This window comes from Streptomyces sp. NPDC006365 (assembly GCF_042870755.1).
Lineage (GTDB): Bacteria > Actinomycetota > Actinomycetes > Streptomycetales > Streptomycetaceae > Streptomyces > Streptomyces xiangluensis.
The window spans coordinates 297,572-310,868 of sequence record NZ_JBIAHS010000005.1 but is presented as its reverse complement, the minus strand read 5'-3'; the positions used below and the strand labels follow the sequence as shown (position 1 = coordinate 310,868).

16 protein-coding genes are annotated in these 13,297 nt (G+C 69.7%); 9 read left to right on the top strand and 7 right to left on the bottom strand.

The annotated features are described in order from the left end of the window. Window positions 1-112 precede the first annotated feature (112 nt). From ACFYO0_RS17430 to ACFYO0_RS17420, 3 genes are read left to right on the top strand one after another with little or no spacing between them, the layout of a single operon-like run. Window positions 113-1,492 carry a ferric reductase-like transmembrane domain-containing protein gene (locus ACFYO0_RS17430; protein ID WP_386344677.1) on the top strand — a complete coding sequence of 460 codons (1,380 nt, stop codon included), beginning with the start codon at window positions 113-115 and terminating at the stop codon, window positions 1,490-1,492. A gap of 19 nt (window positions 1,493-1,511) precedes the next feature. Beyond that, window positions 1,512-2,642 carry an FMN-binding protein gene (locus ACFYO0_RS17425; protein ID WP_388676134.1) on the top strand — a complete coding sequence of 377 codons (1,131 nt, stop codon included), beginning with the start codon at window positions 1,512-1,514 and terminating at the stop codon, window positions 2,640-2,642. A 52-nt stretch (window positions 2,643-2,694) separates the two neighbouring features. Continuing rightward, window positions 2,695-3,432, top strand: a complete 738-nt coding sequence (locus ACFYO0_RS17420; protein ID WP_388676586.1) for an FAD:protein FMN transferase — start codon at window positions 2,695-2,697, stop codon at window positions 3,430-3,432. A 52-nt stretch (window positions 3,433-3,484) separates the two neighbouring features. Here ACFYO0_RS17420 and ACFYO0_RS17415 read toward each other — a convergent pair whose 3' ends face one another. The 5 genes from ACFYO0_RS17415 to argC all read right to left on the bottom strand — a co-directional run bounded on the left by ACFYO0_RS17415 (window position 3,485) and on the right by argC (window position 8,482). Then, a complete protein-coding gene (locus ACFYO0_RS17415; RefSeq protein ID WP_344393583.1) occupies window positions 3,485-4,021 on the bottom strand; it encodes an arginine repressor in 537 nt (178 codons plus the stop codon). A gap of 7 nt (window positions 4,022-4,028) precedes the next feature. Then, window positions 4,029-5,249 (bottom strand): acetylornithine transaminase, encoded by a 1,221-nt coding sequence (locus ACFYO0_RS17410; RefSeq protein ID WP_388676131.1) that lies wholly within the window; start codon window positions 5,247-5,249, stop codon window positions 4,029-4,031. Next, complete coding sequence (gene argB / locus ACFYO0_RS17405; RefSeq protein ID WP_386344682.1) at window positions 5,246-6,163, bottom strand: acetylglutamate kinase; 918 nt, start codon at window positions 6,161-6,163, stop codon at window positions 5,246-5,248. Before argB ends, ACFYO0_RS17410 begins: the two co-directional genes overlap by 4 nt. Continuing rightward, on the bottom strand, window positions 6,160-7,311 hold the full coding sequence (gene argJ / locus ACFYO0_RS17400; RefSeq protein WP_388676128.1) for a bifunctional glutamate N-acetyltransferase/amino-acid acetyltransferase ArgJ: 1,152 nt from the start codon (window positions 7,309-7,311) through the stop codon (window positions 6,160-6,162). The genes argB and argJ overlap by 4 nt, the downstream gene beginning before the upstream one ends. A gap of 142 nt (window positions 7,312-7,453) precedes the next feature. Continuing rightward, window positions 7,454-8,482, bottom strand: a complete 1,029-nt coding sequence (gene argC, locus ACFYO0_RS17395; RefSeq protein ID WP_388676125.1) for an N-acetyl-gamma-glutamyl-phosphate reductase — start codon at window positions 8,480-8,482, stop codon at window positions 7,454-7,456. Window positions 8,483-8,555: 73 nt separating this feature from the next. Between argC and ACFYO0_RS17390 the strand changes: the two genes are divergently transcribed. Next, window positions 8,556-9,095 carry a hypothetical protein gene (locus tag ACFYO0_RS17390; RefSeq protein ID WP_388676122.1) on the top strand — a complete coding sequence of 180 codons (540 nt, stop codon included), beginning with the start codon at window positions 8,556-8,558 and terminating at the stop codon, window positions 9,093-9,095. 147 nt (window positions 9,096-9,242) lie between these two features. Here ACFYO0_RS17390 and ACFYO0_RS17385 read toward each other — a convergent pair whose 3' ends face one another. Continuing rightward, window positions 9,243-9,650 carry a DUF1304 domain-containing protein gene (locus tag ACFYO0_RS17385; protein ID WP_388676119.1) on the bottom strand — a complete coding sequence of 136 codons (408 nt, stop codon included), beginning with the start codon at window positions 9,648-9,650 and terminating at the stop codon, window positions 9,243-9,245. Continuing rightward, window positions 9,647-10,105, bottom strand: coding sequence for a cupin domain-containing protein (locus ACFYO0_RS17380; RefSeq protein ID WP_388676116.1), 459 nt, complete (start codon window positions 10,103-10,105; stop codon window positions 9,647-9,649). The genes ACFYO0_RS17385 and ACFYO0_RS17380 overlap by 4 nt, the downstream gene beginning before the upstream one ends. An 86-nt stretch (window positions 10,106-10,191) precedes the next feature. Here ACFYO0_RS17380 and ACFYO0_RS17375 point away from each other — a divergent pair, with 86 nt between their 5' ends. From ACFYO0_RS17375 to ACFYO0_RS17355, 5 genes are all read left to right on the top strand, one after another. Beyond that, window positions 10,192-11,268, top strand: coding sequence for a helix-turn-helix transcriptional regulator (locus tag ACFYO0_RS17375; RefSeq protein ID WP_388676114.1), 1,077 nt, complete (start codon window positions 10,192-10,194; stop codon window positions 11,266-11,268). Window positions 11,269-11,334: 66 nt separating this feature from the next. Next, window positions 11,335-11,460 (top strand): hypothetical protein, encoded by a 126-nt coding sequence (locus tag ACFYO0_RS17370; protein WP_388676111.1) that lies wholly within the window; start codon window positions 11,335-11,337, stop codon window positions 11,458-11,460. 232 nt (window positions 11,461-11,692) lie between these two features. Further along, a complete protein-coding gene (locus tag ACFYO0_RS17365) occupies window positions 11,693-12,034 on the top strand; it encodes a helix-turn-helix transcriptional regulator (RefSeq protein ID WP_053752428.1) in 342 nt (113 codons plus the stop codon). A gap of 3 nt (window positions 12,035-12,037) precedes the next feature. Beyond that, on the top strand, window positions 12,038-12,544 hold the full coding sequence (locus ACFYO0_RS17360; RefSeq protein ID WP_388676108.1) for an SRPBCC family protein: 507 nt from the start codon (window positions 12,038-12,040) through the stop codon (window positions 12,542-12,544). Next, window positions 12,544-13,164, top strand: coding sequence for a dihydrofolate reductase family protein (locus ACFYO0_RS17355; protein ID WP_388676105.1), 621 nt, complete (start codon window positions 12,544-12,546; stop codon window positions 13,162-13,164). Before ACFYO0_RS17360 ends, ACFYO0_RS17355 begins: the two co-directional genes overlap by 1 nt. Window positions 13,165-13,297 lie beyond the last annotated feature (133 nt).

Below are 13,297 nucleotides of genomic sequence, written 5' to 3'. Positions count from 1 at the left end.
GCAGTCGCAGCAGTTCACCCCTTGTTCCCTGGTCCATTGAACAAGCTGCCGTCCCGGGACGTACCTCTGGGCCAAGGGCCACTCCCCCTCTCGCCAGTCCCACGGAGGAACCGTGAGTACGATCGCCGGCGGTCGCGCTGCGCGGCGCCAGACGTTGCGCCGTATCCGCCCTCGCCGCAATCCCGCAGTCCCGCTGCTGCTCGCTGTCTGGGCGGGTGCGGTGGGGGTGGTCTGGCTGTGGTGGAGCAACACTCCGGCCATCGCCAACAACACGGACCGGATACTCAACGCCGGCCGGATCACCGGTCTGCTGGCCGGCTATCTGATGGCCCTCGTGGTGTTGCAGATGGCCCGGGTGCCCGCGCTGGAGCGCCGCGTCGGCTCGGACCGAGTCGCCCGCTGGCACGCGATGAGCGGGCGTTACACGCTCTGTCTGGTCCTCGCGCACCTCATCCTGACCATGTATGGCTACGCGCTGCAGGCCGGGCTCGGATTCTCCGGGATCGTCCAGCAGACCATCGACTCGGTGAACACGCTGCCGGACATGGGCAAGGCCGCGATCGGCACGAGCCTGCTGCTGTTCATCGGCCTGATCTCCATCGGCGGCATCCGGCGCAGGATCCCGTACGACACCTGGTACCACGTCCATCTGCTCACATACGCAGCCGTGTACCTGTCCTTCTGGCACCAGCTGTCCACGGGCAACGACTTCGCCGTCCAGCCCGCCGCGACCACGGCCTGGTACGCGCTGTACGGGACCGTGACCGCGCTCGCGCTCTGGTACCGGGTGCTCGTGCCGATCCGCCTCAACATGCGGCACCGTATGCGGGTCGCCGACGTGGTCGAGGAGGCACCCGGGGTCGTCTCGGTGCTGATCTCGGGACGGCGGCTGCACCGCATCGGCGCCGAGGCCGGGCAGTTCTTCCGGTGGCGGTTCCTGTCACCGGGCATGCGGCTCAGCTCGCACCCGTACTCCCTGTCGGCGGCGCCCCGCCCCAACATGCTGCGCATCACGGTGAAGGCGATCGGCGACCACAGCTCCCGGCTGCGCGAACTGGAGCCCGGTACCCGCGTATGGGCCGAGGGCCCGTACGGCGCGATGACCGCATCCCGGCGCCGAAGCGGCAAGGTGCTGCTGATCGCCGGCGGTGTCGGAATCACCCCGATGCGGGCACTGTTCGAGACTCTGCCCGGCTCGCCCGGCGATCTGACGCTGCTGTACCGGGCCAACAGCACCCAGGACCTGGCCCTTTGGGACGAGCTCGCCGCCATCGCCGACGAGCGCGGCGCCCGGCTCATGTACGCGGTCAACAGCCCGGACGGGGAACGCCCCGACATCTCGGCGGAGACCCTGCGCAGAAAGCTGCCGGACGTCGACCGCCACGACGTGTTCCTGTGTGGGCCGCCCGGCTTCGCACAGCAGGTCTACGAAGCACTCCGCGGCGCGGGCGTACCGGCCCGCCGCATCCATCACGAGTCGTTCGAGATGTGAGCGACGGGAGTCAGGAGCGATGAAGAAGAGTCACCCCATTCGGCGTGCCATGCTCGCCACCGCCGCCACCGTGTCCGGGATCGTCCTGGTCCTCTCGCTGAAGCCGGCGTCGGACCCGTCATCGTCCGCATCCGCGCAGGACGGCGCGGCGCCACAGGGCGGCGCGCAGCAGTCGGCCGTCCAGGACGGCACGGTCACCGGAACCGCGGCCACGACCGAGTACGGCCCCGTCCAGGTCCGCGTGACCATGAGCGGCGGCAAGATCACCAAGGCCGAGGCGGTCCAGCAGCCGAAGGGCGGACGCAGCGACCAGATCAGCGCCGACGCGATCCCCAAGCTCAACCAGGCGGCGGTCACCGCGGGCAGCGCCGACATCGATGCCGTCTCCGGAGCCACCTACACCAGCGCCGGCTACAAGAAGTCCCTCCAGTCGGCAATGGACAAGGCCGCCCAGTCGGGTGGCGGCGGCTCGTCCTCCGGCTCGGCCCAGGCTCAGACGGTCACCGGAGACGTGGCCACGACCGAGTACGGTCCCGTCCAGGTCCGCGTCACGATGAGTGGCGGGAAGATCACCAAGGCCGAGGCGGTACAGAAGCCGACCGGCGGACGCAGCGACCAGATCAGCGGCAACTCGATCCCCAAGCTCAACCAGGCCGCCGTCACCGCGAGCAGCGCCGACATCGACGCCGTCTCCGGAGCCACCTACACCAGCGCCGGCTACAAGAAGTCCCTCCAATCAGCTCTCGACAAGGCTCCTCAGTCCGGTGGCGGATCCGCTGCCGGCTCCGGTCAGACCGGTTCCGGCAGTGGCGGTAGCGGGTCCGCAGACTCCGGCAATGGCAGCGGCGGTGGCGGGTCCGCCGACGTGGCAGCCGACGCGCGCATCGTGACCGGAAGCGTGGCCGAAACCCAGTACGGCCCCGTCCAGGTCCGTATCACCTACAACGGCGGGAAGATCACCAAGGCCGAGGCGGTACAGAAGCCGAAGGGCGGACGCAGCGACCAGATCAGCGCCAACTCGATCCCCAAGCTCAACCAGGCCGCGGTCACCGCGAGCAGCGCCGACATCGACGCCGTCTCCGGAGCCTCCTACACCAGCGCCGGCTACAAGAAGTCCCTCCAGAACGCCCTGGACCAGGTCGGTGGCTGAGGTGGCGGATCCCGCGCAGGCGCCCCCCGCGGTGCGTCACGCGGAGGAGGTGATGGGCACGGTCGTCTCGTTCGACGTGCGCGGGGGCGAAGCGACGGCCGTGCAGACCGCGTTGCAGGAGGCGATCGCCCAACTCCACGTGGTGGACGCGGTGTTCAGCACCTACAAAGAGGACAGCCAGATCTCCCGGCTCGGCCGGGAGGAGCTGACCGTCGAGGAGTGCGACCCGGAGGTCGCCGAAGTCCTCGAACTGTGCGCCGAGGCCGAGCGATTGAGCGACGGCTGGTTCAGCACGAAGTACGGCGGTGTCGTCGACCCGACGGGTCTGGTGAAGGGCTGGTCGGTCGAGCGCGCGGCCCGGCACCTGATGGCTGCCGGGGCGAGCGGCGTCAGCGTGAACGGCGGTGGTGACGTCCAGTTGCTCGGCACACCGGGGCCCGAGCGGCCCTGGCGGGTCGGCGTCTCGGACCCGCTGCGCCCCGGCTCCCTCGCGGCGGTCGTCTCCGCGGCGGGCGCCGCCGAACTGGCCGTCGCGACCTCGGGTTCCGCCGAGCGCGGCGTCCACATCGTGGACCCCGGCACCGGCCGGTCGGCGGTCACCGACCTGGTGGCCGTGACCGTGGTGAGCCCCCGGCTGACCTGGGCGGACGCCTGGGCGACGGCGGCCTTCGCGATGGGTTCCCGGCAGGCCCTCAGCTGGCTGGAGTCCCTCCCGGACGTCGAGGCGCTGCTCATCACGGCGGGCGACGAGGTTCGCTGCACCGGTGGGCTGGGCGCACGCCTGGGGTGAGGCTTCAGCCCCGTACGAGAGAGCGCGTGCTCACCGTACGCGTCAACGGTTCTCAGTGGTGGTTCTGCGCCAGCCGCAGCAAGTGATCAGCCAGCGCCTGCCCACCAGTCGGGTCACGGCTGATCAGCAGCAGCGTGTCGTCACCCGCGATCGTGCCGAGGATGTCGTGCAGTTCGGCCTGGTCGATGGCCGAGGCGAGGAACTGCGCGGCGCCGGGCGGCGTACGCAGGACCACGAGGTTGGCGGAGGCCTCCGCGGAGATCAGCAGCTCCGCGGACAGGCGCCGCATCCGCTCCTCCTTCGCCGACCCGCCCAGCGGTGCGCGCGGGGTGCGGAAACCGCCCTCGCTCGGGACCGCGTAGATGAGGTCGCCGTCGGTGTTGCGGATTTTCACCGCGTTCAGCTCGTCCAGGTCCCGGGAGAGCGTCGCCTGCGTGACGGTCAGCCCGTCGTCGGCGAGGAGCTTTGCCAACTGGCTCTGGGAGCGCACCGGTTGCCGGTTGAGGATGTCCACGATCCGGCGGTGGCGTGCGGTGCGGGTCTGCGGTACGGCAGGCCCGGCATGCTCGTGATCCTGCGCCTGACTCATCGTCGTCTCATTCTCCGGCTCGTCCATCCCCGTTGGCTGCCTCGGCCGCGTCAGCCGCTGCGTCGAGGACGCCGGGCAGTGCCCGGAGAAAGACGTCCACCTCGTCATCGCCGATGTTCAGCGGCGGCATCAGCCGTACGACATCGGGGGCGGGCGCGTTCACCAGAAGGCCGGCGTCCTGAGCCGCCTGCTGCGCCTGAGGCGCGAGTGGCTCGGTGAGCACGATACCCAGGAGCAGGCCCGAGCCACGGACATAGTCGATCATTGGGTGGCCCAGTGCCTCCACCCCGCCCCGCAGCTTCTCGCTCGTCCGCTTCACGTTCTCGAGCAGCCCCTCGGCCCCGATGGTGTCGAGGACGGCGAGACCGGCGGCGCAGGCGACCGGGTTCCCACCGAAGGTGGTGCCGTGGTGACCGGGCTTCAGCAGCTGGGCGGCCCGGCCGAAGGCGACGGTCGCGCCGAGGGGCAGCCCGCCACCGAGTCCCTTCGCCAGCGTGACGATGTCGGGCAGGACACCCTCGTGGGCCTGGTACTCGAACCAGTGCCCGGTCCGTCCGACGCCCGTCTGCACCTCGTCGAGGACGAGGAGGGTGCCCGTGGCCGCGGTGATGGCGCGAACCGCCTTGAGGTAGCCGGGGGGCGGTACGACCACGCCGTTCTCGCCCTGGATCGGCTCGACGATCACCAGCGCCGTGTCCTCGGTGACCGCGGCGGCCAGCGCCTTGGCGTCGCCGTACGGGACATGCGTGACGTCGCCCGGCAGCGGCAGGAACGGCTCCTGCTTGCCGGGCTGACCGGTGAGCGCGAGCGCGCCCATGGTCCGGCCGTGGAAGCCGCCCCGCGTGGCGACCATGTGTGAACGCCCGGTCAGCCGCCCGATCTTGAAGGCGCCCTCGTTGGCCTCCGCACCGGAATTACAGAAGTACACACGGCCGTCACGCCCGAAGAGCTGGAGCAGCCGTTCGGCGAGCGCGACGGGCGGTTCGGCGACGAAGAGGTTGGAGACATGGCCGAGGGAGGCGATCTGCTTCGTGACGGCCTCGACGATCGCGGGATGGGCGTGGCCGAGCGCGTTCACCGCGATCCCGCCGACGAAGTCGAGGTACTCCTTGCCGTCGGCGTCCCAGAGTTTGGTGCCCTCACCGCGGACGAGGGGCAGCCGTGGAGTGCCGTAGTTGTCCATGAGCGCGCCCTGCCAGCGCGTGGTCAGCCCCTCATTGCCCCTCACGCCGCGTCCCCCTTTTTCTTGTCGTCCTCGTCCGGCACGACCATCGTGCCGATGCCCTCGTCGGTGAAGATCTCCAGCAGGATCGAGTGCTGGACGCGCCCGTCGATCACGCGGGCGGTGTTCACGCCATTGCGCACGGCGTGCAGACAGCCCTCCATCTTCGGGACCATGCCGCTGGCCAGCTCGGGCAGCAGCTTCTCCAGTTGCTTCGCGGTGAGGCGGCTGATCACCTCGTCGGAGTTCGGCCAGTCCTCGTAGAGGCCCTCGACGTCCGTGAGGACCATGAGGGTTTCGGCGCCAAGTGCCGCAGCGAGTGCCGCAGCCGCCGTATCAGCATTGACGTTGTAGACATGTCCGTCGTCCTGGGAACGGGCGATCGAGGAGATGACCGGGATCCTGCCGTCCTCGAGCAGTGCCTCGATCGCGCCTGTGTCGATTGCGGTGATCTCGCCGACCCGCCCGATGTCGACCAACTCCCCGTCGATCTCGGGCTGGTGCTTGGTAGCGGTGATGGTGTGCGCGTCCTCGCCGGTCATGCCGATGGCGAGCGGCCCGTGCTGGTTGAGCAGTCCGACCAGCTCGCGCTGCACGTGTCCGGCCAGGACCATGCGTACGACGTCCATGGCGTCCTCGGTGGTGACCCTGAGGCCCGCCTTGAACTCGCTGACGATGCCGTGCTGGTCCAGGGCCGCGCTGATCTGCGGCCCGCCGCCGTGCACGACGACGGGCTTGAGGCCGGCGTGGTGCAGGAACACGACGTCCTGCGCGAAGGCGGCCTTGAGGTCTTCGTCGATCATGGCGTTGCCGCCGAACTTGATGACGACGGTCTTGCCGTTGTGCCGCACCAGCCAGGGCAGCGCCTCGATGAGGATCTGCGCCTTGGGCAGGGCGGTGTGCTTGCGAGTAGTGCTCATGACGAGTAGGCGCTGTTCTCGTGGACGTAGTCGGCGGTGAGGTCGTTGGTCCAGATGGTGGCCGTCTCGGTGCCGGCCGCGAGGTCGGCGACGATGTGCACCTCGCGGTAGCGCATGTCGACCTTGTCGCGGTCCTCGCCGACACCGCCGTGCTTGCAGACCCATACGCCGTTGATGGCGACGTTCAACCGGTCCGGCTCGAAGGCTGCTCGGGTTGTACCGATCGCCGACAGGACGCGACCCCAGTTGGGGTCCTCGCCGTGGATCGCGCACTTGAGGAGGTTGTTGCGGGCGATGGAGCGGCCCACCTCGACGGCGTCGTCCTCGCTCGCCGCGTTGATCACCTCGACCTTGATGTCCTTGCTGGCGCCCTCGGCGTCCCGGATGAGCTGCTGCCCGAGGTCGTCACACACCTTCCGCACCGCTTCGGCGAACTCCCCGTACTCCGGGGTGACTTGAGAGGCCCCGGAGGCGAGCAGCAGCACGGTGTCGTTGGTGGACATGCAGCCGTCGGAGTCGACGCGGTCGAACGTGACCTTGGTGGCCGCGCGCAGCGCCTCGTCCAGTACGTCGCTCTCCACGTCGGCATCCGTCGTGAGGACGACGAGCATGGTGGCCAGGCCGGGAGCGAGCATCCCGGCGCCCTTGGCCATCCCGCCGACGGTCCAGCCGTTCCCCTCGACAACCGAGGTCTTGTGAACGGTGTCGGTCGTCTTGATGGCGATGGCGGCCTTCTCACCACCGTGCTCGTTCAGGGACGCTGCGGCGGTCTCAACTCCCTTGAGCAGCTTGTCCATCGGGAGCAGCAGGCCGATGAGCCCGGTCGACGCGACGGCGACTTCGCCGGCGTTGTGACCGAGTACCGCGGCGACCTTCTCGGCGGTGGCATGCGTGTCCTGGAAGCCCTTGGGTCCCGTACAGGCGTTGGCGCCACCGGAGTTGAGGATCACGGCGGAGATGAGGCCGCCCTTGAGGACCTGCTCGGACCACAGCACCGGCGCGGCCTTCACACGGTTGGAGGTGAAGACGCCCGCGGCGGCCAGACGGGGCCCGTTGTTGACCACGAGGGCGAGGTCCGGGTTGCCGCTCTCTTTGATGCCTGCTGCGATGCCGGAGGCGGTGAAGCCCTTGGCAGCGGTGACGCTCACTGTGACTCCTTGTTCGCTTCTCCGCCCATGCAGCGCAGAGGTGCGGCTTTAGTCGTTGTCTGCGGCCCGGCGGCAGCACGTGCTTCCCCAGCTACCTCCCCCAGACTTCGTCCGGGAGGTGCCCCCAGGCGGTACCCCCAGCTCACGGTGCGACTCCGATCGTGGAAAGACCCGTGTCCTCGGGCAGCCCGAGGGCGATGTTCATGCTCTGCACCGCGCCGCCCGCGGTGCCCTTGGTGAGGTTGTCGATGGCGCTGATCGCGATGATGCGGTGCGCGGCCGCGTCGTACGCGACCTGGATCTGAACGGCGTTGGAACCGTAGACGGACGCAGTCGCCGGCCACTGCCCTTCCGGCAGCAGATGCACGAAAGGCTCGTCGCCGTACGCCTTCTCGTACGCGGCGCGCACGGACTCGGCGGTGACGCCGGGGCGGGCCTTCGCGGTGCACGTGGCGAGGATGCCGCGCGGCATCGGGGCGAGGGTCGGCGTGAAGGAGACGGTGACGGGCTCGCCGGCTGCCGCGCCGAGGTTCTGGATCATCTCGGGAGTGTGCCGGTGGACGCCACCGACGCCGTACGGCGACATGGACCCCATGACTTCGCTGCCCAGCAGGTGCGGCTTGGGCGACTTGCCCGCGCCCGAGGTCCCGGAGGCGGCGACGATCACGGCCTCGGGTTCGGCGAGCCCGGCCGAGTACGCCGGAACGAGGGCGAGCGAGGCGGCGGTCGGGTAGCAGCCGGGCACCGCGATGCGCTTGGACCCCTCCAGCGCGGCGCGGCCACCCGGCAGTTCGGGAAGGCCGTAGGGCCAGGTCCCGGCGTGCGCGGAACCGTAGAACGCCTCCCAGTCCCGCGCGTCCTTGAGCCGGAAGTCGGCACCCATGTCCACGACGAGAACGTCCGGACCGAGCTGCTCGGCAACGGCGGCGGACTGCCCATGAGGCAGAGCGAGGAAGACGATATCGTGCCCGGCGAGAACGTCAGGGCTGGTCTCCTGGAGCACACGGTCGGCGAGCGGCAGCAGATGCGGCTGCAAGGCACCGAGCCGCTGCCCCGCGTTGGAGTTGCCGGTCAGAGCACCGATCTCGACCTCGGGGTGCACGAGGAGCAGCCGCAGCAGTTCCCCGCCCGCGTACCCACTCGCTCCGGCCACCGCCGCACGTACCACCATGGAAGCCTCCTCCTTGATGGCATGACTATACGTTTCCCTGCACGTTTATGCAATCCGTTCGACGGGGCTGTCGATGGTCACTGTGACAGTCGAGGGCAGCGATCCGGGTAAGGCGGGCCCGGGCGTGGTGGTCGACCCCTCCGCCCTCGGGCACCCGGCCTCGTACAGCGTCCGCACGGACCCGACGCTGACGGGTCCGGCCGGGTCGCGTCGGTGGCTCTGGTGCCGGGTCCCCGAGGCCGGTTACGACGACCTGCGCCGGCGCCGCGGGTGGGAGCCGTACATCTTCCAGGGGCTGCCCAGTGCTGATCCGGCGTGGGCGTTGAAGATCGACCGCACGAGCGGCGCACCGTTGGGCGTCGTCCGGCTGCCGGCCGCGACCTTGCTGCCCGAGAGGCAGCCCTGGAAGTGGCGGCAGGACGTGTACGACCGCATCCTGTGGCGCGCCCCGGTGCCTGCGCCGGCGTCGGCATCCGCCGAGTGGCTGGAGGCCGCGCGCCGTCGGGACTCGGTCTTGTTGCACGGCCCGCTCGACGCGGGCCCGGACACGCCTGCCGACTGGGAGCGGCTGACGTCCGCGCACGCCGTCTGCCACTTCACCGACCGTATGTGACCACACATGCAAGGAGAACCGAATCCACTTGCCTCCGACGAGCTGCTGCTGTTCGGGGTCAGGACGCTTGAGAGGACGGCGGAGGCACCGGTGGCAGCAAGGAGGGCCGCGGCGAGATGGTCCTGAGGGCTCTGCCGACGGCGCCGTTCACAACGCCACCGCTGCGGCGACGAGCGCTATGAGCGGCGGCGAGATCTGTGCCACGGTGCCGCCGATGCCGGCACCCTTGGCGCGGCCGAGGCCCATACGGTCCGAAACACCCAATGTGACGCCCGCGAGCACCATGTAGGCGCAGGTGTAGAACACCAGCGTGCGTCCGACGGTCTCGCTCCCGCTGTGCAGCGCGATCAGCCCGATGATGGTGCCGAGGCCCAGGAACAGGTTGTAGAAGCCCACGCAGAACGACCACAGCTTGACGGCCGGCAGGTCCTCACTCGGTATGTGGAAGATCCCCCGGTGAACGCCCGGGCGGTCGAACACGATGGTCTCCCACACGAAGACCATGACGTGGATCGCCGCGGCCAGGCCCGCGAACAGTTGCGTGACCGCGTTCACGGCAGCTGTTCCGACAGCCGGATGCCGTGTCGGCCGACGACCTCCTGGAGCAGCGGGAACGCCTCCTCGAGCGGTGTGCCGGCGGGCACCGTCCGGTCGATGTCGCGGAAGAACCTGCCCATCGCGTCAGTGAGGCCGACGGCGAGGAACCGCACCGACGGGGTGTGGACGGTGAAGGTGTGCACGGCGTGCGGCGGGATGGTGATCGACGCGCCCGGTCCCAGGTCGTGGAGCTCGCCGTCCACGAACACGGTCATCCGGCCGTGGAGCACGTAGTACGTCTTGGCCCACGGGGTGCCGTGCGGGGGCACGGTCGGACCTCTGGGGGCGTCGACCTCGAACAGCTCGTAGGCGCCATCGGTGTGCTCGGCGTCCACCTTCACGATGATCCTGGCGTCCGGCGAGTCCAGTTCGAGGCCCTCACCCACGCCGCTGAGGTGTGTCTTGTGTGCCATGAACCGAAGCTAGGGCCCGGGCGCAGGGCGTTCCATCCCGGAATTCTGGGATATCGGACCGTCAGGAGGAGGCGCATACTTCGGACATGTGGGAAGGACGGGCGCACAGCGCGCGCCGCGACATCGCCGCGCTCGCGACAGCGGGTCTCGGGATCACCGAACTGCACACGGCCGCGATCGAACTGATGGGCCGGGTCGTGGCCGCCGAACTGTCCTGCTGGGCCTCCCTGGACCCCGACACCACAGTGATCAGCTCGATGACCAGCGGCGCCGGCCGCATCCCGCAGCAGTACGAGCCGCTGCTGGCAACGTACGAGTACAACGGCACCGAACCGCACAGCTTCGCCGAACTGGGCCAACGACCGGTACCGGTGGCCAGATCGTCGGACCTCCCGCACCGCGACATCGTCCGTAGCGGCCGGGTCAACGAGGTCTGGCGGCCTCTGGGGCTCGCTCACGAACTGCGCGCCGTGTTCCGCGTCGACGGCGCGTGCTGGGGTGCGGCGGGCATGGTGCGGTCCGGCGCTTTCAGCGACCGCGAGGTCGAATTCGTCGCGGCCGTGGCACCGGCACTCGCCACCGCGACCCGCGTGGCGGCACGGTCAGGCGGCCGTCGTGGACCCGGTGAGCCAGGGATCGTCGTGGTCGGCCAGGACGGCAAGCCCCGGGCAGCCACGGCAGCGGCCCACTCGTGGCGAGGCGAGCTGGAGGAGATCACACCCGGCCGGTTCACTGTGATGCTGCGCGCGGTCGTGGTCGGTGCGCGGACCGCCGCCTCTGGGACGTTCCGGGCGCGGGTCCGCGACGCCGCAGGCGGCTGGATCCTGCTGGAGGCCAGCAGACTGATCTCCGGGGAGGGCGACGACGAAACCGTGGTCACCTTCAAACGGGCCTCCGGCACCGAACTCCTCGGACTGCTGTTCGCGGCGTACGCGCTGACGACCCGCGAGCGCGACGTCTGCCGGGAGGTGATCGCCGGCCGGTCCACCGCGGACATCGCCACCGGGCTCGGGATCTCTGCGCACACCGTGCAGGATCACCTCAAGTCCATCTTCGGCAAGGTCGACGCACGCAGCCGAGGCGAGTTGGTCGCCAGGCTCCAGCCGGAGGACCACACCGTCCGCAGGATCGTGTCCCGGGGCCCCCGGTCGGCCGCTGACTGAGCACGGCCGATGCCCTTCACGGCGCCGCACTGCCCCACATGACGCTCGCCGACCGCGTCCACTCTCATGACGACGTCCTACCGCGAGGTCGCCGCCGCACTGGGCCTGGACGTGCCCGCGGACGACGACGACCTGCGTGACGTCCTCGAAGCGGACGTACAGCAGGTCCACCACCCCTGGCGCCACCACTGACTGACGCACTTGTCCGCATCGCCGGCGGCGGGGCAGTTGATGCCCATCAGGGTGTCGGGCCGTTCGAAGAACGATCATCCAGCGGAATGGGGAGCCAAGTCGAAGAAGGGGGCGCGAGCGAGTTCCACACCCACCTCGACGGTACCGGTCCGGCCATGGCGGTTGTTGTTCCACGATCACCACGGCGGCCTTCGAACTTGATGTATGCCGATATAGGAATATGATGGCGTCCATGGCACGAGCAGCGACGACGTCGGACGCGTTCAACGCGATCGCCGAGCCGCAGCGCCGGGACATCCTGGCGCTGCTGCGGGCGGGTGAGCGGCCGGTGACCGACCTGGCCCAGGAGCTGGGGATGAGCCAGCCGCGGGCGTCCAAGCACCTGCGGGTGCTCCGGGAGGTGGGGCTGGTGCGGGTCCGCGAGGCGGGCAAGCAGCGCCTCTACGGCCTGGACGCCCGCGGGCTGCGGCCGGTCCACGAGTGGGTCGGCGGCTTCGAGCGGTTCTGGAACGAGAGTTTCGACCGGCTGGACACCTACGTGCAGGACCTGAAGCAGACACGGCAGGAGGAATGACCGATGGCAGGGACAGGGCAAGGGACGCGGGCGGAGCCGGCGACGGCCGACCGGGAGATCGTGATCTCCCGGGTCATCGACGCCCCGCGGGAGCTGGTGTTCGAGGCGTTCACCGAGGTCCGGCACCTGTCGCGATGGTGGGGTCCGGAAGGGTTCACCACCACCACGCGGTCCTTCGAGTTCCGCGAGGGCGGTGAGTGGGACTTCGTGCTGCACGGGCCGGACGGGACCGACTACTCCGAGTGGATCCGCTGGCTGCGGATCGCCCCGCCGGAACGGATCGTGCTGCTGCACGGTGAGTCCCGCGACGACCCGAACGCCTTCGAGTCGGTCCTGACCTTCGCGCCGGACGGCGCGGCGACCCGGATCGTGATGCGCACGGTGTTCCCCACCAAGGAACTGCGCGACGAGGCGGTCGAGAAGTACCACGCGATCGAGGGCGGCCAGCAGACCCTGAGCAGCCTGGCGGCCTACGTCACCGAGATCCTTCGGAAGGGGGCGGAGGGCTGATGGCCGGGAAGGTGTTCTTCAGCGTGTCGATGTCGCTGGACGGGTTCATCGCGCCCGAGTCCCTCGGGGACTTGATGGGGCAGCAGTGGATGGAACTGCAGCAGTGGATCTTTCCGCAGCGGTTCTTCCGGGAGAACCTGAAGCTGGGAGAGGGCGGCGAGGAGGGGCGCGACAACGACATCGTGCGGGAGACGTTCGAGCGCACCGGCGCGAGCGTCATGGGCAAGCGCATGTTCGACGCCGGCGAGCAGATGTGGCCGGAGGAGGCGCCGTTCCACACGCCGGTCTTCGTCGTGACCCACACCAAGCGTGACCCCTGGGAGCGGCCGGGCGGGACCACGTTCCACTTCGTCAACGACGGCATCGAGACCGCGCTCGACCAGGCCCGCGAGGCCGCCGGCGACCGCGACGTCCGCATCGCGGGCGGCGGCGCGACGATCCTGGAATACGTGAACGCCGGCCTGATCGACGAGTTCTCGATCGCGCTGTCGCCCGTGCTGTTCGGCTCCGGAATCCGCCTGTTCGAGGGCGTGGACGCGTCCAGGGTCGCGCTGGAGCCGGTCCGTTCGGAGCCGTCGTCGCGGGTGACGCACCTGACCTACGCCGTGCGCCCACGGTAGCCGCGCCACCACTCCCCTGGCGACCCGAACACCCACGCCGCACACGCTTGAATCAGCAGGCCACCACTCCGCCGGTCCTGGCACTGGGCCACCAGGTCGTGCGGCCCGCCTCTCAGGGTTGCTCTCCGTCGGC